Annotated in this window: 14 protein-coding genes; 1 reads left to right on the forward strand and 13 read right to left on the reverse strand. The window is 66.7% G+C overall.

The genetic code is table 11. The annotated features are described in order from the left end of the window. Positions 1-135: 135 nt before the first annotated feature. A complete protein-coding gene (gene glnA, locus BcFMB_RS00220) occupies positions 136-1473 on the reverse strand; it encodes a type I glutamate--ammonia ligase (RefSeq protein WP_024540649.1) in 1338 nt (445 codons plus the stop codon). A 183-nt stretch (positions 1474-1656) separates the two neighbouring features. On the opposite strand from glnA, the gene BcFMB_RS00225 reads away from it, so the two are divergent. Beyond that, positions 1657-3114, forward strand: a complete 1458-nt coding sequence (locus BcFMB_RS00225; protein ID WP_418214997.1) for a DUF2252 domain-containing protein — start codon at positions 1657-1659, stop codon at positions 3112-3114. An 85-nt stretch (positions 3115-3199) separates the two neighbouring features. Here BcFMB_RS00225 and priA read toward each other — a convergent pair whose 3' ends face one another. The 12 genes from priA to BcFMB_RS00285 all read right to left on the reverse strand — a co-directional run bounded on the left by priA (position 3200) and on the right by BcFMB_RS00285 (position 16481). Further along, positions 3200-3931 (reverse strand): bifunctional 1-(5-phosphoribosyl)-5-((5-phosphoribosylamino)methylideneamino)imidazole-4-carboxamide isomerase/phosphoribosylanthranilate isomerase PriA, encoded by a 732-nt coding sequence (gene priA / locus BcFMB_RS00230; RefSeq protein WP_024540651.1) that lies wholly within the window; start codon positions 3929-3931, stop codon positions 3200-3202. A gap of 69 nt (positions 3932-4000) precedes the next feature. Then, positions 4001-4648, reverse strand: coding sequence for an imidazole glycerol phosphate synthase subunit HisH (gene hisH / locus BcFMB_RS00235; RefSeq protein ID WP_024540652.1), 648 nt, complete (start codon positions 4646-4648; stop codon positions 4001-4003). A gap of 53 nt (positions 4649-4701) precedes the next feature. Continuing rightward, positions 4702-5403: a hypothetical protein gene (locus tag BcFMB_RS00240; RefSeq protein WP_024540653.1), complete on the reverse strand. Its 702-nt coding sequence runs from the start codon at positions 5401-5403 to the stop codon at positions 4702-4704. Further along, positions 5403-6002, reverse strand: coding sequence for an imidazoleglycerol-phosphate dehydratase HisB (hisB, locus tag BcFMB_RS00245; RefSeq protein WP_024540654.1), 600 nt, complete (start codon positions 6000-6002; stop codon positions 5403-5405). Before hisB ends, BcFMB_RS00240 begins: the two co-directional genes overlap by 1 nt. Before the next feature lie 66 nt (positions 6003-6068). Next, the gene (locus BcFMB_RS00250) at positions 6069-7250 is read right to left on the reverse strand and encodes a histidinol-phosphate transaminase (RefSeq protein ID WP_024540655.1); all 1182 of its coding nucleotides are present in this window, start codon (positions 7248-7250) and stop codon (positions 6069-6071) included. Then, a complete protein-coding gene (hisD, locus tag BcFMB_RS00255; RefSeq protein WP_099720700.1) occupies positions 7247-8647 on the reverse strand; it encodes a histidinol dehydrogenase in 1401 nt (466 codons plus the stop codon). Before hisD ends, BcFMB_RS00250 begins: the two co-directional genes overlap by 4 nt. A gap of 111 nt (positions 8648-8758) precedes the next feature. Beyond that, positions 8759-12322: a DNA polymerase III subunit alpha gene (dnaE, locus tag BcFMB_RS00260; RefSeq protein WP_099720701.1), complete on the reverse strand. Its 3564-nt coding sequence runs from the start codon at positions 12320-12322 to the stop codon at positions 8759-8761. A 115-nt stretch (positions 12323-12437) separates the two neighbouring features. Next, the gene (locus BcFMB_RS00265) at positions 12438-13379 is read right to left on the reverse strand and encodes an RluA family pseudouridine synthase (RefSeq protein WP_024540658.1); all 942 of its coding nucleotides are present in this window, start codon (positions 13377-13379) and stop codon (positions 12438-12440) included. After that, entirely contained in the window at positions 13373-13945 is a 573-nt protein-coding gene (locus tag BcFMB_RS00270) for a signal peptidase II (protein ID WP_099720702.1), read from the reverse strand. Before BcFMB_RS00270 ends, BcFMB_RS00265 begins: the two co-directional genes overlap by 7 nt. Positions 13946-13953: 8 nt before the next feature. Then, on the reverse strand, positions 13954-15534 hold the full coding sequence (locus BcFMB_RS00275; RefSeq protein ID WP_099720703.1) for a DivIVA domain-containing protein: 1581 nt from the start codon (positions 15532-15534) through the stop codon (positions 13954-13956). A gap of 132 nt (positions 15535-15666) precedes the next feature. Then, positions 15667-15957, reverse strand: coding sequence for a YggT family protein (locus tag BcFMB_RS00280; RefSeq protein ID WP_024540661.1), 291 nt, complete (start codon positions 15955-15957; stop codon positions 15667-15669). 53 nt (positions 15958-16010) lie between these two features. Beyond that, the gene (locus tag BcFMB_RS00285) at positions 16011-16481 is read right to left on the reverse strand and encodes a cell division protein SepF (RefSeq protein WP_024540662.1); all 471 of its coding nucleotides are present in this window, start codon (positions 16479-16481) and stop codon (positions 16011-16013) included. Between the last annotated feature and the right edge of the window lie 27 nt (positions 16482-16508).

The following is a 16508-nucleotide window of genomic DNA, read 5'->3' on the forward strand; positions in this document are numbered from 1 at the left end:
ATGACGGCTCAAACGGCATTCCATTGGGTGAGCTTACGCACAGCATGCCGTAGCGGCATGCAAAAAGCGGCGGTCCGTGACCGGTCATAGAAGACCCGGCACGGACCGCCGCAATGCATCGGCGGCGGGCGTCGATCAGAGCTTCGCGAGGTACTTGCGCAGCTCGAACGGCGTCACCTGGCTGCGGTACTCCTCCCACTCCTTGCGCTTGTTGCGGATGAAGTACTCGAAGGCGTGTTCGCCGAGCACGTCGGCCACGAAATCGGACTTCTCCATGATGCGCAGCGCCTCGTCGAGCGATTCGGGCAGCGGCTGGATGCCCATCGCCTGACGTTCGGCGTCGGTGAGCTCCCAGACGTCGTCGCTCGTCGGCTCGCCGAGTTGCATCTTCTTCTCGATGCCGTCGAGGCCGGCGGCGAGCAGCACCGAATACGCCAGATACGGGTTCGCGCCCGGGTCGAGCGCACGGAACTCGATGCGCGCCGAATTGCCCTTGCCCGGCTTGTACTGCGGGATGCGCAGCAGTGCGGAGCGGTTGTTGTGGCCCCAGCAGATGTAGCTCGGCGCCTCGTTGCCGCCCCACAGGCGCTTGTACGAGTTGACGAACTGGTCGGTGACCGCGCAGATCTCGGCCGCATGGTGCAGGATGCCGGCGGCGAACTGGCGCGCCGTCAGCGACATGTTGAACTCCTGGCCCGCCTCGTAGAACGCGTTCGTGTCGCCTTCGAACAGGCTCAGATGCGTGTGCATGCCCGAGCCCGGCGCGTCGGCGAGCGGCTTGGGCATGAAGCTCGCATGGATGCCGCGTTCAAGCGAGATCTCCTTGACGACGGTGCGGAACGTCATGATGTTGTCGGCGATCGTCAGCGCGTCCGCATAGCGCAGGTCGATCTCGTTCTGACCCGGACCTGCCTCATGGTGCGAGTACTCGACCGAGATGCCCATCTGCTCGAGCATGTTCACGGTCGCGCGGCGGAAGTCCATGCCGGGGCTGCGCGGCACATGGTCGAAGTAGCCGCCCTGATCGATCGGCACCGGTGTGAGCGACCAGTCGTCCTGCTTCTCGAACAGGTAGAACTCGATCTCCGGGTGCACATAGAACGTGAAGCCCTTCTCCTTCGCCTTCGACAGCGCACGCTTGAGCACATGCCGCGGATCGGCGAGCGACGGCTCGCCCTCCGGCGAGAGGATGTCGCAGAACATGCGCGCCGTGCCCTGCGGGCCGCCGCGCCACGGCAGGATCTGGAAGGTGCTCGGATCGGGCTTGACGATCATGTCGTCCTCGGAGACGCGCGTCATGCCCTCGATCGCCGAACCGTCGAACCCGATGCCCTCCTCGAACGCGGCCTCCAGCTCCGCAGGCGCGATCGCGACCGATTTGAGCGTTCCCAACACGTCCGTGAACCACAGGCGAATGAAACGTACATCGCGCTCTTCCACGGTCCTGAGCGCGAACTCTTGCTGTTTGTCCATGCCGTTCATCGTTCCATGCCGATGTTACGGCAGATGTTAACAATCATATGGCGGACGGACGCCGCCGCCGGGCGCGAGGCGGATGTGCGGCGCGGCCACCGCGGGCGCCTCACTCCCCCGCCACCGACGCGTCGCATGGTCGCCGCGCGCCCGGCGGCGCGCCTGCGCGCTATCGTTGCGGGTATGACGCATATGAACGGAAACATCGTCGTATCCAGCCCCGACGACCCGGTCGTCGACATCACCACATGGCGGCAGTCGCCGACGCCGCGCTCGCGTGCGCGCGCCGGCATCGAGGCGCGCCAGAAGGCGCCGCTCGACGCGCACGCCGTGTGGAAGGTCGTCAAGGGACGGCGCGACGTCATCGGCCTGCTCGAGGAGCAGTCGAAGACGCGTCTGCGCAGCCTCATCCCGCTGCGCTACCACCGGATGAGCGATTCGGCGTTCACGTTCTACCGCGGCACCGCGCTCATCATGGCGAACGACCTCGCGCGCACGCCGGTCACCGGCATCCCGGTGCAGGCCGTCGGCGACGCGCACATCGGCAACTTCGGCATCTTCTATTCGCCGACGATGCATCTCGTCTTCGACATCAACGACTTCGACGAGACGACGACCGGACCGTGGGAGTGGGACATCAAACGCCTCGCCGTCTCCATCGAGATCTGCGGACGCGCGAACGACATCTATTCGAAGGACCGTCACAAGGCGGTGCGCGACTGTGTGAAGACCTACCGCGACTACATCGACCAGTTCTCGAAGATGCGCTACCTCGACATGTGGTACGACCATCTCGACATCGAGAACACGCTCGACCAGTTCGAGTCGTCGGCGCACGGCAAACGCAACCGCACATTGCGCGCGGCCGTCATGAAGGCGAAGTCGAAGGATTCGGCGAGCGCGACGGCGAAACTCACCTATCTCGACGGCGACCGTCTGCGATTCCGTTCGATGCCGCCCGAGCTCGTGCCGATCAACGAACTCGAAGGCTACGACGACATCGACGCGCTGCAGCAGCGCCTCGACCAGCTGTTCGCGTCCTACCACGATTCGCTGTACGAGGACCGCCGCCATGTGCTCAGCCAGTACCACTACCAGGACACGGCGCGCAAGGTCGTCGGCGTCGGTTCGGTCGGCACGCGCGCGTGGGTGTCGGTGCTCACCGGCCGCGACATCGACGATCCGCTGATGCTGCAGATGAAGGAGGCCACCGATTCCGTACTCGAGCATTTCGTCGGCCGCTCGCGCTACCCGTCGCACGGCGAGCGCGTCGTGCAGGGCCAGAAGCTGATCCAGACGACGGCCGACATCATGCTCGGCTGGACGAAGTTCGTCGCCAACGACGGCAACCCGCGCGACTACTATGTGCGCCAGCTGTGGAACGGCAAGGGTTCGATCGACATCAACCATCTGAACGCCGTGTCACTGAACGACCTCGGCCGCATGTGCGCGTGGTGCCTCGCGCACGCGCACGCGCGCAGCGGCGACAGCATCGCGATCGCGAACTATCTGGGCGGCACCGACGCCTTCGACGTCGCGATGACGAGCTTCGCCGACTCCTACGCCGACCAGAACGAGGAGGACTACCGCGTCTTCAAGCAGATGATCAAGGACGGCGAGCTGCCCTGCGCGAAGGACTGACGTCGTACATATATATAAGCGTCGGCGGCCGGCTGCGGAAACGATCCCCCGCAGCCGGCCGCCGACGCCTGCATATGGCTTCGCGTCACTCGCCGTTCGCGACGGCGAGCGCCTCCTGAAGCGTGAAAGCACCAGCGTAGAGCGACTTGCCGAGGATCGCCGAGTCGACGCCGCAGTCGGCGAGCGCGGCGATCGCGCGCAGGTCGTCGAGCCTGGCGATGCCGCCCGAGGCGGTCACCTTCGCGTCGGTGCGTCCGCCGACCTCGCGCAGCAGGTCGATGTTCGGGCCGCTCATCATGCCGTCGCGTGTCACGTCGGTGACGACGTAGCGCGAGCAGCCGGCGTCGTCGAGGAACTTCATCGTCTCGAAGAGGTCGCCGCCCTCCTTGACCCAGCCGCGCGCGGCGAGCGTGTGGCCGCGCACGTCGAGGCCGACGGCGACGCGGTCGCCGAACTCGGCGATGACGCGTGCCGTCCAGTCGGGGTTCTCGAGCGCGGCCGTGCCGATGTTGACGCGCGCGGCGCCGGCGTCGAGCGCGGCGCGCAGCGAGTCGTCGTCGCGCACGCCGCCGGACATCTCGATGTTGACGCGGTCGCCGAGCTCGTGGACGATCGCGCGCAGCTGCGCGCGGTTGTCGCCGGTGCCGAAGGCGGCGTCGAGGTCGACGAGATGGATCCACTGCGCGCCGGCGTCCACCCAGGTGCGGGCGGCCTCGAGCGGCGAGCCGTAGTCAGTCTCGGATCCGGATTCGCCCTGACGCAGGCGCACGGCCTTGCCGTCGCGCACGTCGACGGCGGGAAGAAGGGTCAATGGCATGGGTTTGCTTCCTTCGAATCGATTGGTCGGATGGTTGTCGGGGATGATGGTCGGCGCGGGGCCGTCAGGTCACAGCACGGCCGCCCAGTTGCGCAGCAGCTTGGCGCCGGCCTGCGCCGACTTCTCGGGATGGAACTGCGTGACGAACAGCGGGCCGTGCTCGTAGGCGGCGACGAAGCGGTCGCGGCCGTAGTCGCACCAGGCGACGCGTTCGGGGCTGTCGGCGAAGTCGATCATGTATTCGCTCGTGTCGACCGGACGCACCTCGTGCGCCGCGTAGGAGTGCACGTAGTAGAAACGTTCGTCCTCGATGCCGTCGAGCAGGATCGAGTCGACCGGCGCGTCGACGGTGTCCCAGCCCATATGCGGCACGACGTCGGCGTCGATCTTCGTGACGGAGCCGCCGATCAGGCCGAGGCCCTCGCTCTCCTCGCCGTGCTCGTCGCCCTCCTCGAACATGATCTGCTCGCCGACGCACACGCCGAGCACCGGGCGTTCGGCGCGCAGCCGGTCGTAGATGACGCGGTCGCCGCTGACCTTGCGCAGTCCCTCCATGCATGCGCCGAACGCGCCGACACCGGGCACGACGAGGCCGTCCGCCTCGAGCGCCTGCCGGTAGTTCGAGGTCAGCGTCACGTCGAGCCCCTGGTCGGCGAGCGCACGCACCATCGAGCGCACGTTGCCGAATCCGTAATCGAAAACGACCACCGTCTTCATGTTGATTTGTCTGCCTTCCGCTGTTCGGATGTTCTTGTTCGTGGATGCCGCGCTCAGCGCCGTCCGCCGTCGCCGTCGCCGTCGTCGGACGGCATCGGATGGGCGCGCATGAAGGAGCGGATGCGCCGTTCGGCGTCCCGTTTCGTCGCGATAGACGCCGTGTCGACGGTCTCGCCGGCCTGCGCCTCGATGCCGGCGACGTCGACGAGGCCGATCATGTAGTCCTCGACGAAGGGCGCGAGCGTCGGGAACACGAAGGGCGGCGGGATCTGCTCGACCGCCTCGCCATCCGCGTAGACGGACGCCTCGATCTTGTCGGCGCGGTTGACGACGAGCAGCGCGTCCATGCCGGAGATGACGGTCGTCAGGTCGTGGGCGGCCGTCTCCGGCGCGTTGCCTTCAAGGTCACGCAGGATCGCGACGGCGCCGTAGCTGTCGTCGACGCACAGCGCATCGACGTCGGCGAGGCGGCAGATCGCGGCGAAGAGCTCGGCGCTCGCCAGATGCGAGCACAGCACCGCGCATTTCGCCTTGTTGCCGAGGATGCCCTGCAGCTCGTCCTCGAAGTCGGCGCCGAGAATGCCGTCGCCGGCGTCGCCGTCCGTGTGCGGCTGCGCGGCGCCGGCGTGCGTTTCGGCGTCGGCGAACTCCTTTTCGAATCCTTCGAGCGCGGCCTCGAGGTCGGCGTCGTCGAAGTGGGCGTCGTCGGGGTCGAAGCCGTCGCCGTCCTTGGCCTTGCCATCGTCCGCGGCCATCACAGCGCGCCCTTCGTGCTCGGGATGCCGTCGACGCGCGGGTCCGGCTCAATCGCGAAGCGCAGCGCGCGCGCGAAGGCCTTGAACTCGGCTTCGGCGATGTGGTGCGGGTCACGGCCGGCGATGAGCTGCAGATGCAGGCAGATGTCGGCGTGGAACGCGATCGACTCCATGACGTGGCGCACGAGCGAGCCGGTGAAGTGGCCGCCGATCATCGCGTACTGGAAGCCCTCCGGCTCGCCGGTGCACACGCAGTACGGGCGTCCGGAGACATCGACGACGGCCTTCGCGAGCGCCTCGTCGAGCGGCACCGTCGCGTCAGCGAAGCGGCGGATGCCGCGCTTGTCGCCGAGCGCCTGCTTGAGCGCCTCGCCGAAGACGATCGCCGTGTCCTCGACGGTGTGGTGCGCGTCGATGTCGGTGTCGCCGTGCGCGTCGATCCTCAGATCGATGAGCGAGTGCTTGCCGAGCGCCGTCATCATATGGTTGTAGAACGGCACCGACGTGTTGATCTCGGTCTTGCCGGTGCCGTCGAGGTCGAGGCTCAGTTCGACCCTCGATTCGCTCGTTTCACGCACGATCGTCGCGGTACGTGCCATCGTCGCGTTCCTCCTGCCTGTATTCTGTGCTGTTGATGTTGTCGATGCTGTCTGTCTGGCGGACGGTCACTGCCGTGCCGCCGCGCGCGTCTCGACGACGCGCATCGATTCGACGAGGGCCTTGCGGAAGACCTTCATCTCCTCGTCGGTGCCCATGCACACGCGCATCCAGCCTTCGGGGCCGACGACGCGGATGAGCACGCCGCGCTTGAGCATCTCGTCGAAGATCGCGCCGCGGTCGTCGAAATGGCCGCCGAACATCAGGAAGTTCGACTGCGACGGCGCCACCTCGACCGGCTTGCCGGCGTAGGTCTGCTCTTTGAGCCATGCGGCCGTCGCCTCGCGCGTGGCGCGCAGATGGCCGACCTGCGACAGCTGCTCGTCGGTGTGGTCGAAGCCCGCGAGGGCTGCGGCCTGTGTGACGGCGGACAGATGGTACGGCATGCGCACGATGCGCAGGCAGTCGATGATGCCCTTGTTCGCGGCGATGTAGCCGACGCGCGCGCCGGCGAAGGCGAAGGCCTTGCTCATCGTGCGGCTCACGGCGAGGTTCGCGTAGGTGCCGACGAGCGTCGTCGCCGACGGCATGCCCGGGTCGCGGAACTCGATGTAGGCCTCGTCGACGACGACGATCGGGTGCACGCCGTCGGCGGCACCGGCGACGCGCGCGTTCTGGCAGTGGTCGAGGATGCGCTCGAGGTCGGGCATCGGCAGCGGCGTGCCGGTCGGGTTGTTCGGGCTCGTCAGCACGACCATCGACGGTTCGAGCGCGTCGATCGCAGCGATCGTCGCGTCGACGTCGAGTGTGAAGTCGGCGCGGCGCGGCGCCGTGTTCCACGTCGTGAACGTGTCGCGCGCGTACTCCGGGTACATCGAATAGGTCGGGTCGCAGCCGAGCGCGTTGCGTCCCGGGCCGCCGAAGGCCTGGAACAGCTGCAGCATGATCTCGTTCGAGCCGTTCGCACCCCACACCTCGTCGGTCGTCAGCTCGGCCTGCGACTCCTTCGCCAGATAGTCGACGAAGGCCTGCCGCAGCTCCTTGTGCTCACGGTCGGGATAGCGGTTGAGGTCGGCGGCCGCCTCGCGCACGCGCTTCTCGATGCTGCGCACGACGGCGTGGCTCGGCGGATACGGGTTCTCGTTGACGTTGAGGCACACCGGCACGTCGAGCTGCGGGGCGCCGTAGGGTTCCTCGCCGATCAGGTCGTTGCGCAGCGGCAGGCTCGCAGGGATCGTCCCCTCGCTCATCGAAGGCCCGCCTCCTTCTCCTGGTCCTTGAGCGTCGTCTTGTCATACGGATCGGCGACGAAACGGCTCAGCACGCTTTCGCCGTGCGCCGGCAGGTCCTCGGAGACGGCGAAGGCGTTGACGCGCGAGGCGAGCTCCTTGAGGCCCTGCTCGTCGTATTCGATGACCTCGACCGGCTTCATGAAGGTGTGCACGCCGAGGCCGGCGGCGAAGCGCGCCGTGCCGGAGGTCGGCAGCACATGGTTCGAACCGGACATGTAGTCGCCGAGCGGCACCGGCGAATATGGGCCGCGGAAGATCGCGCCGGCGTTGCGGATCCTCGCGATGACGGCGTCCGGGTCGGCGGTCTGCACTTCGAGGTGTTCGGCGGCGTAGGCGTTCGCGGCGTCGATCGACTGGTCGAGCGAATCGGTCAGGATGATGCCGGACTGGCGGCCGGAAAGCGACGTGGCGACGCGTTCGGCGTGCTCGGTGCGCGGCACGCGCCTGAGCAGCGAGGCCTGCACGGCGTCGGCGAGCTCGGGGCTGTCGGTGATGAGCACGGAGCCGGCGAGCTCGTCGTGCTCAGCCTGGCCGATGAGGTCGGCGGCGACCCATTCGGGGTTCGCGTCCTTGTCGGCGATGATCGCGATCTCGGTCGGGCCGGCGACGGCGTCGATGCCGACGATGCCGGAGACGAGACGCTTGGCCGTGGCGACGAAGATGTTGCCCGGGCCGGTGATCTTGTCGACCGGCTCGCACAGCACCGGATTCGTCGGGTCGTCGACGTCGGTCGCGCCGTACGCGAACATCGCGATCGCCTGGGCGCCGCCGACCGCGTAGACCTCGTCGACGCCGAGCATCGCGCAGGTCGCGAGGATCGTCTTGTTCGGCCAACCGTCCGGATCGTTGCGGTTCGGCGGCGTCGCGATCGCGAGCGATTCGACGCCGGCGGCCTGCGCCGGGACGGCGTTCATGATGACCGAGCTCGGGTAGACGGCCTTGCCGCCGGGCACGTACAGGCCGACGCGCTGCACCGGGATCCAGCGTTCGGCGACGCGGGCGCCGTCGGCGAGGTCGGTGTGGAAGTCCTCGGGGACCTGGTTCTTCGCGACGGCGCGGGCACGACGGATCGACTCCTCGATCGCGGCGCGCACTTCGGGGTCGAGCTCGGCGACGGCGGCATCCATGACGTCGGTCGGCACGCGCAGCGACTTCGGTACGACGTGGTCGAACTTCACGGCGTATTCGCGCAGCGCCTTCGCCCCGTGCGCCTTGACGTTGTCGAGGATCGGCTGGACGAGCTCGGTGGCCTCGTCGGTGCCCATCTCGGCACGCGGCATCGCCTCGAGCATCTGGGCACGGTTGAGTTCTTTTCCGCGCAGATCAATGATGCGCATGTAGTTTTCTTCGCTCATAAGCCACTATCGTAACAACGGCCTGTCACGAGCATGATTCGCGCGCCGCCATGTCTCACGATGTGACTACCGTTCCCGCCGCCGCCCGTGGAAGGCGGCGGCACGCGGCGCTCACGCGGACATCAGCGCCGCCGGGCCGAAGATGATCTTGACGTCGGCGAACAGGCTCGTGTCGCGCGTGACGCGGAAGCGGTCGCCCATCGTCAGCACCTGCGCGTCGCCGCGGTCGTCGAAAACGACGAGCTTGACCTCGCAGTAGCCGGGATGGTTCGACAGCACGGCGCCGAGCTGCTCGAGGCGGTCGCGCTGCAGCGCGCCGGCCGGCAGCGCGATGAGCACCGGACGCGAGTCCTCCGCCTCGAGCGACGGCACCTGCATCTCGGTGGCGCGCAATGTGACGGTCTCGTCGCGCACCTCGACCATGCCGCGCATCTGCACGACGGTGTCGACGGCGAGTTCGGCGGCCGCCGATTCGTAGACCTTGCCGAAGAGCATGCACTGGATCGAGCTCTCCATGTCCTCGATCGTCACGATCGCCCACGGGTTGCCCTTCTTCGACATGCGCCGGTCGACGTTCGTGATCAGGCCCGCGACGGTGACCTGCGTGCGTTCGGGCATCGTCGGCGCGCGGTCGATCAGATGCGCGATCGACATCTCGCGCAGCGCCGTCAGGATGCTCTGCATGCCCGAGAGCGGGTGGTCGGAGACGTACAGGCCGAGCATGTCGCGCTCGTACTGCAGCTTCGTCTTCTTGTCCCATTCCTCGATGTCGGGGACCGTGACGGTCGCGTCGCCGAGCAGCGACGGATCGTCGTCCTCGCCGCCGTCGAGGTCTGCGAACAGGTCGAACTGGCCGTTCGCCTGCCGGCGCTTGAGGTCGATGACCGAGTCGATCGCGGCCTCGTGGATCGTGCACAGCGCGCGGCGGTTCGGGTTGACCGAGTCGAAGGCGCCGCCCTTGATCAACGATTCGACGAGGCGCTTGTTGAGCGCGGCGAGCGGCGCGCGGCGGATATAGTCCATGAAGTCGACGTACTTGCCGCGCGGGCCGTTGCGTTCGGCGATGATCTCCTTGACGGCCGTTTCGCCGACGTTCCTGATCGCGCCGAGGCCGAAGCGCACGACGTCGCCGACGGCCGAGTATTCGAACACCGATTCGTTGATGTCCGGCAGCAGCACCTTGATGCCCATGCGCCGCGCCTCGCCGAGGTACAGCGCCGTCTTGTCCTTGTTGCTCACGGCGCCCTGCAGCAGCGCGGCCATGAACTCGACCGGGTAGTGCGTCTTCAAGTACGCGGTCCAGTACGAGATCAGGCCGTAGGCGGCCGAATGCGCCTTGTTGAACGCGTAGCCCGAGAACGGCACGAGCACGTCCCAGACGGCCTGCGCGGCCTCCTCGGAATAGCCGTGCTCCTTCATGCCCTCGAAGAACGGCACTTTCTCCTTGGCCAGCACCTCGGGCTTCTTCTTGCCCATCGCGCGGCGCAGCACGTCCGCCTTACCGAGCGAGTAGCCGGCCAGGATGCGCGCCGCCGACTGCACCTGCTCCTGGTAGACGATCAGGCCGTAGGTCTCGTCGAGCACCTCCTTGAGCGGCTCGGCGAGCTCCGGATGGATCGGCTCGATCTTCTGCTGCCCGTTCTTGCGCTTGGCGTAGTTCGTGTGCGAGTTCATATCCATCGGACCCGGGCGGTACAGCGCGATCAGTGCCGAGATGTCGTTGAAGTTGTCCGGCTTGAGCTGCTTGAGCAGTGCGCGCATGCCGTCCGAATCGAGCTGGAAGACGCCGAGCGTGTCGCCGCGCGACAGCAGCTCGTAGGTCTCCTTGTCGTCGAGCGGGATCTTCGTGTAGTCGATCGGCTCCTTGCCGTTGGCCGCGATGTTCTTCAGCGTGTCGCTGATCACCGTGAGGTTGGACAGGCCGAGGAAGTCCATCTTCACGAGGCCCAGCGTCTCGCAGGTGTGGTACTCGAAGGTCGTCGTGATCGTGCCGTCGGTGCGTTCCAGCAGCGGCGACGTGTCGGTGATCGGCGCCGAGCCCATGATCGTCGCGCACGCGTGCACACCCGTCTGGCGGATCAGGCCCTCGAGGCCCATCGCCTTCTTGGTGATCGCCTTGGCGTCCGGATCGGATTCGCACAGCTCGCGGTATTCGCGCGCCTCGGCGTAGCGCTTCGACTTCGGGTCGAAGATGTCGTGCACCGAGATGTCCTTGCCGCCGGTGGCAGCCGGCGGCAGCGCCTTCGTGACCTTCTCGCCCATCGCGAACTCGTAGCCCATGATGCGCGCCGAGTCCTTGATCGCCTGCTTCGTCTTGATCGTGCCGTAGATCACGCACTGCGCGACCTTGTCGTGCCCGTATTTCTCGCCGCAGTACTCGATCACCTTCAGACGGCCCTCCGGGTCGAAGTCGACGTCGATATCCGGCAGGCTCACGCGTTCGGGGTTGAGGAACCGTTCGAAGATCAGGCCGTGCTCGAGCGGGTCGAGCTCGGTGATGCCCATCGCGTAGGCGACCATCGAGCCTGCGGCCGAACCACGACCCGGACCGACCATGATGTCATGGTCCTTCGCCCACTGGATGTAGTCGGCCACGACGAGGAAGTAGCCCGGGAACTGCATCTGGCAGATCACGCCGCATTCGTAGTCGGCCTGCGCGAGCACGCGCGCCGGCACATTGCCGTCGTAGCGCAGCTCGAGGCCCTCCTCGACCTTCTTGAGGAACAGCGAGGTCTCGTCCCAGCCCTCCGGGCACGGGAACTTCGGCATGAACGCGCCGTCCTCGTGGTCGTCGAACATCACGTTGCAGCGTTCGGCCACCTCGAGCGTGTTGTCGCAGGCCTGCGGCAGGTCATGGAACAATGCGCGCATCTGCTCGGCCGTGCGCAGGTAGTAGCCTTCGCCGTCGAACTTGAAGCGGTCGGGGTCGTCGAGCCGCGAGCCGGAGTTGATGCACAGCATCGCGTCCTGCGTGGCCGCGTCCTTCTCGAGCACGTAGTGCGAGTCGTTCGTCGCGAGCAGCGGCGCGTCGAGCTGGCGCGCGATCTCGAGCAGGTCCTCAGTGACCTTGTGCTCGATCTCGATGTTGTGGTCCATCAGCTCGATGAAGAAGTTGTCCCTGCCGTAGATGTCCTGCAGCTCGCCGGCGGCGCGCAGCGCCTCGTCGAACTGTCCGAGGCGCAGACGCGTCTGGATGATGCCCGACGGGCAGCCGGAGCCGCAGATGACGCCCTTACTGTAGGTGGCCAGCACGTCCTTGTCCATGCGCGGGTAGCGCATGACGCGGCCCTCGAGGTTGGCGACCGACGACGCCTTCGTCAGGTTGACGAGACCCTCGTCGTTCTCGGCCCACAGCGTCAGGTGGGTGATCAGGCCGCCGCCGGAGACATCGTCGCGCTTCTGGTCCTCGGTGCCCCAATGCACGCGGGTCTTGTCGCCGCGAGCCGTTTCCGGCGTCACATACGCCTCGATGCCGATGATCGGCTTGACGCCCTGGCCGATCGCCGTGCTCCACATCTCATAGGCGCCGTGCATGTTGCCGTGGTCGGTGATGCCGACGGCCGGCATCCCCAACTCCTTGGCGCGCGCGACGAGATCGGGGATCTTCGAGGCGCCGTCGAGCAGCGAATAATGCGTGTGGTTGTGCAGATGGACGAAGTTCGCGGATTGAGCCATATCCACCAATCTAGCGAACTTCGGTGACGCGTCTCAAGGGTCTGTGAGGCAATTCACCGTCCCTGCACGCGACACTCCGCGACACTCCGGAACGCCCCCGTGCGGGGCCTCTCGCTCAGTCTCCCTCGGCCTCGGCATGGCGTGCGCGCAGCACGTCGAGCGCATGCTCGAGATCGGCCGGATAGTGCGAGGTGACGACGGTGTTCAGATGCGTGCGCGGGTGGCGGAACTCGAGCTGCATCGCGTGCAGCCACTGGCGTTCGAGCCCGAGCTCGGCCGAGAGCTTCGGGTTCGCCCCGTACATCGCGTCGCCGACGAGCGGATGGCCGATCGACGAGAAGTGCACGCGGATCTGGTGGGTGCGCCCGGTCTCGAGGTTGATCTTCGCGAGCGTCGCCTCGCCGAAGCGTTCGAGCACGTCCCAGTGCGTGACCGCGTCCTTGCCGCCCGGCGTCACGCAGAAGCGGAAGTCGGAGACCTTCGCACGCCCGATCGGCGCCTCGATCGTGGCCTTGTCCTCCTTGAGGTTGCCCTGGGCGACTGCATGGTAGGTCTTGATGACCTCGTGCTCGGAGAACTGCCGGCGCATCTCCTTGTACGCGAGGTCGGACTTGCACACGAGCATGAGCCCCGACGTGCCGACGTCGAGTCGCGAGACGATGCCCTGGCGTCCCGGCACGCCGAGCGCCGTGATCCGCACGCCGCGCTTGAGCAGCGAGCCGAGCACGGTCGGCCCGGCCCAGCCGACCGATGCGTGCGCCGCGACGCCGACCGGCTTGTCCACGACGACGATGTCCTCGTCCTCGTAGACGATCGGCATGCCCTCGGCGATCGGTTCGGGCGCGCGCTGCTCGTCGACGAGGTCGAATTCGACGAGGTCGCCGTCCTGCAACGTCGCCGACTTGCTGCCGTGCTCCCCCTGGCGCCCTGCGATGCGCGCCTGGTCGGTCTCGATCAGATCGGCCGCCTTCGCGCGCGAGATGCCGAGCATCTTCGCGACGGCGACGTCGAAGCGCCGGCCGATCAGCGTGTCCGGCGCCGGCACGACCTTCAGCATGTCCCTGCGTCCTTTCCCTTTCCCTGCGAGGCCACGTCGTCCTTGCCGTCGCCGATCTTGCCGCCGTCCATGCGGAACGGCACGTTGCACAGGATCAGCACGACGATGCCGAAGCCGGCGACCATCAGGAAGACGTCCGCGACGTTGCCGACCGACCATCCGTAGTCGAGGAAATCGACGACGCGGCCGTTGAGGAAGCCGTCGGCGTGGACGACGCGGTCGATGAGGTTGCCGAACGCGCCGGCGAAGGCCAGCGCAAGGAACACCGTCCACGCCATCGACCGCGTGCGCAGCCCGAGCACGAGCAGCACGGCGCAGGCGACGACGGCCAGCAGCGCGATGAGCCACGTCATGTTCGACCCCATGCCGAGCGAGGCGCCGGGGTTGTGCACGAGCGTGAACCTGAGCAAACCGGGGATGACGACGACGGATTCGCCGTCGGCGAGCCGCGCCTGCGCGATCCACTTCGTCAGCTGGTCGACGACGATGGCGATGATGGCGATACACGCAAAGACGGCCACGCGGATACGCGGCCGTCTTTGCTCGCTGTTCGACTGATGGGTCACTGCGTCCCTCAGTTGTTCTTGTCCATGCTGTTGTAGTTGTTCGTGTCCGAAACCTGCGCCTGCAGCTGGGTGAGGAACTCGGTCAGGCGTGCGCGGTACTCGGTCTCGAACTGCTTGAGGCCCTGGATGTTGCCTTCGATGACCTTCGACTGCGTCTCGAGGTTCGTGCGCACCTGCGTCGCGTAGTCGTCGGCCGCCGTGCGGGTCTTCTCGTCGTAGGCCTGGGCACGCTGCTGCACTTCCTTCTCGTACTCGTCGAGTTCGGCGTGGCGGTCGACGACGTACTGGTCGGCCTCGCTCTTCTTCTGCTGGGCGTAGGTGTTGCCTTCGTCCTGCTTCTTCTGGGCGTATTCGTCGGCCTCGTTCGCCTTCGCGTCGGCGTAGGTGTTCGCCTCGTTCGTCTTCGTTTCCGCGTAGTTGTTGGCCTCCGCGGTCTTGTCGGCGACGTACTGGTCGGCTTCGGTGTGCTTGTTCTGCATGTAGGTGTCGGCGTCCTGACGCGTCTTCGCGCTGTACTCGTCGGCCTCGGTGCGCGTCTTCGCGCTGTACTCGTCGGCCTCGGTGCGCGTCTTCGTCGAGTAGGCCTCGGCCTGCTCGTGCACGCTCTGGCCGTAGGCGTCGGCGTCGTCGCGCGTGCGCTTGCTGTAGGCGTCCGCCTCATCGTGGACGCGCTTGTTGTAGTCGTCGGCCTCGGTGCGCGTGCGGTTCGAATAGTCGTTGGCCTTGCCGATGAGCTCCTCGTACTTGCGCTGGCTCTGCTCGGTGATTTCCTTCGCCGTGGCCTTGCCCTTGTCGACGTACTGGTCGTGCAGCTGCATCGCGAGCGTGAGCATCGCTGTCGCGCGCTCCGGCTCGCTGTTGGCGGCCGCCGCGGCGCTCTTGATCTTCTGCAGGCTGCCGGTCTCGGTGTTCGGCTCGACCTTGGCGACCTGGTCGCGCAGCTGCTCCTCGCGCTGCTTCGACTCCTCGAGCTGCTTGCTGAGCTCGGCGATCTGCGCGTCCTGCTGCTGCGCGCGGATCGTCTGCTGATGCGCGGTGGACAGCTCGCGACGCAGGTTCTCGCTGTCGGCGCGGAACTGGTCGCGCTGCTTGGTGACCTCGGCGAGCTGCGCCGCCAGATCCGGCTGCTCGGAGTTCTGCGCGGCCTGCGCGGTGAGCTGGTCGATCTGTGCGCTCAGACGCTCGACCTGGGCCTTGAGCTGCTCGTTCTGCGAGGCGAGCGTGCGGTTCGTGTCCTCGGCCTCGGCGAGCTTGCCCTGCGCGGCCTGCACGGCCTGATTGGCCTGCGCGATCTGCGCCTGCGCCTGCTCGCCGGCGCCCTGGGCGGCCGCGGCGCGCAGCGACTGGTTCTCGTTCTGCAGCTGCTGGACCTGGTTCGTCAGATCGGAGATCTTCGTGTTGAGTTCGGAAACGTCCGGGCCGAGCGCTTGGGTCGACTGGCTGCCGGCGACGGCCTGCTTGCCCAAAGCTTCGACGGTCTCGGTGACCTGGTCGAGGAAGTCGTCGACCTCGTCAACGTCATACCCTTCTTTGAAGCGCACCGTCTGGAAGGTGTGCTCCCTAATATCCTTAGGCGTCAAAAGAGCCATATATCTTGCACCTCGCTTTGGGTTACCACCCGGCTTAGTTGGACTTATTTGTTGATGCTAGCACGGGTTGCGTGCAAACAATCACGTTTCTGCGTATTTCCCGCTGTTCGGACGCCGCCGTCCACGCCCTTCTCAGATGAGCACGCGCAGCACGATGAGCGCGAAATACAGCACGAGGAAGCTCGTGTCGAAGGAGACCGGACCCATCGGGATCGGCCTGATGTAGCGGCGCAGCCACCGCAGCGGCGGCTCGGTGAGCGCGTAGACGATCGTCACGAGCGTCGACGCGAAGCCGCGCGGCCGCCATCCGCGCGCCAATACGAAGACCCAGTCAAGGATCATGCGCGCGAACAATACGAGCATATAGGCGTCGATGAGCCAATCGACGAGCCTGAACACCATCGTCATCAATGTCGAAAGCATGCCTCTCCCCTATCTTCCTCTTCCGGGCATGCCCGCGCCGGGTCCTGCCCCGCTCACTGCGCGAACAGGTCGTGCGTCGCGTTCTGCTCGGCGTCCTCGGCGACGATGTCGACGCGCGCCGGGCTCAGCAGGAACACGCGCGGCGTGACACGCTCGATCGATCCGGACACGCCGAAGACGACGCCCGACGAGAAGTCGACGATGCGGTAGGCGACGGCCTCGGAGACGCCGGTGAGGTTGAGCACGACCGGCACGCCGTCGCGCAGCGCGCGGCCGACGAGCTGCGCGTCCTCGTACGAATGCGGATGGATCGTCGTGATGCGGCTGACGCGCCCCTGGAACGGGACGGCCGGCTTGCGCGCGGCGGCCGGCTGCGCGGTCGCGGCCGGCATCGGCGTCACCGAACGGTCGGAGTCGAAGGACGAGGCCGGTTCGTCCTCCTCCTCGTCGAATTCGGCGTCATCGTCCTCGGCGACGTCGCTCATGCCGAGATACGACATCGTCTGCTTGAGAAAGCCGGGCATTGGTGTTTCCTTTCTGGCTCTCGCGGT

The sequence above is a fragment of the Bifidobacterium choerinum genome (genome assembly GCF_002761235.1).
GTDB lineage: Bacteria > Actinomycetota > Actinomycetes > Actinomycetales > Bifidobacteriaceae > Bifidobacterium > Bifidobacterium choerinum.

Coding starts and splice junctions, on each gene's coding strand:
- glnA (WP_024540649.1), bottom strand. CDS start 1,473: ATGGACAAACAGCAAGAGTTCGCGCTCAGGACCGTGGAAGAGCGCGAT.
- BcFMB_RS00225 (WP_418214997.1), top strand. CDS start 1,657: ATGACGCATATGAACGGAAACATCGTCGTATCCAGCCCCGACGACCCG.
- priA (WP_024540651.1), bottom strand. CDS start 3,931: ATGCCATTGACCCTTCTTCCCGCCGTCGACGTGCGCGACGGCAAGGCC.
- hisH (WP_024540652.1), bottom strand. CDS start 4,648: ATGAAGACGGTGGTCGTTTTCGATTACGGATTCGGCAACGTGCGCTCG.
- BcFMB_RS00240 (WP_024540653.1), bottom strand. CDS start 5,403: ATGGCCGCGGACGATGGCAAGGCCAAGGACGGCGACGGCTTCGACCCC.
- hisB (WP_024540654.1), bottom strand. CDS start 6,002: ATGGCACGTACCGCGACGATCGTGCGTGAAACGAGCGAATCGAGGGTC.
- BcFMB_RS00250 (WP_024540655.1), bottom strand. CDS start 7,250: ATGAGCGAGGGGACGATCCCTGCGAGCCTGCCGCTGCGCAACGACCTG.
- hisD (WP_099720700.1), bottom strand. CDS start 8,647: ATGAGCGAAGAAAACTACATGCGCATCATTGATCTGCGCGGAAAAGAA.
- dnaE (WP_099720701.1), bottom strand. CDS start 12,322: ATGGCTCAATCCGCGAACTTCGTCCATCTGCACAACCACACGCATTAT.
- BcFMB_RS00265 (WP_024540658.1), bottom strand. CDS start 13,379: ATGCTGAAGGTCGTGCCGGCGCCGGACACGCTGATCGGCCGGCGCTTC.
- BcFMB_RS00275 (WP_099720703.1), bottom strand. CDS start 15,534: ATGGCTCTTTTGACGCCTAAGGATATTAGGGAGCACACCTTCCAGACG.
- BcFMB_RS00280 (WP_024540661.1), bottom strand. CDS start 15,957: ATGCTTTCGACATTGATGACGATGGTGTTCAGGCTCGTCGATTGGCTC.
- BcFMB_RS00285 (WP_024540662.1), bottom strand. CDS start 16,481: ATGCCCGGCTTTCTCAAGCAGACGATGTCGTATCTCGGCATGAGCGAC.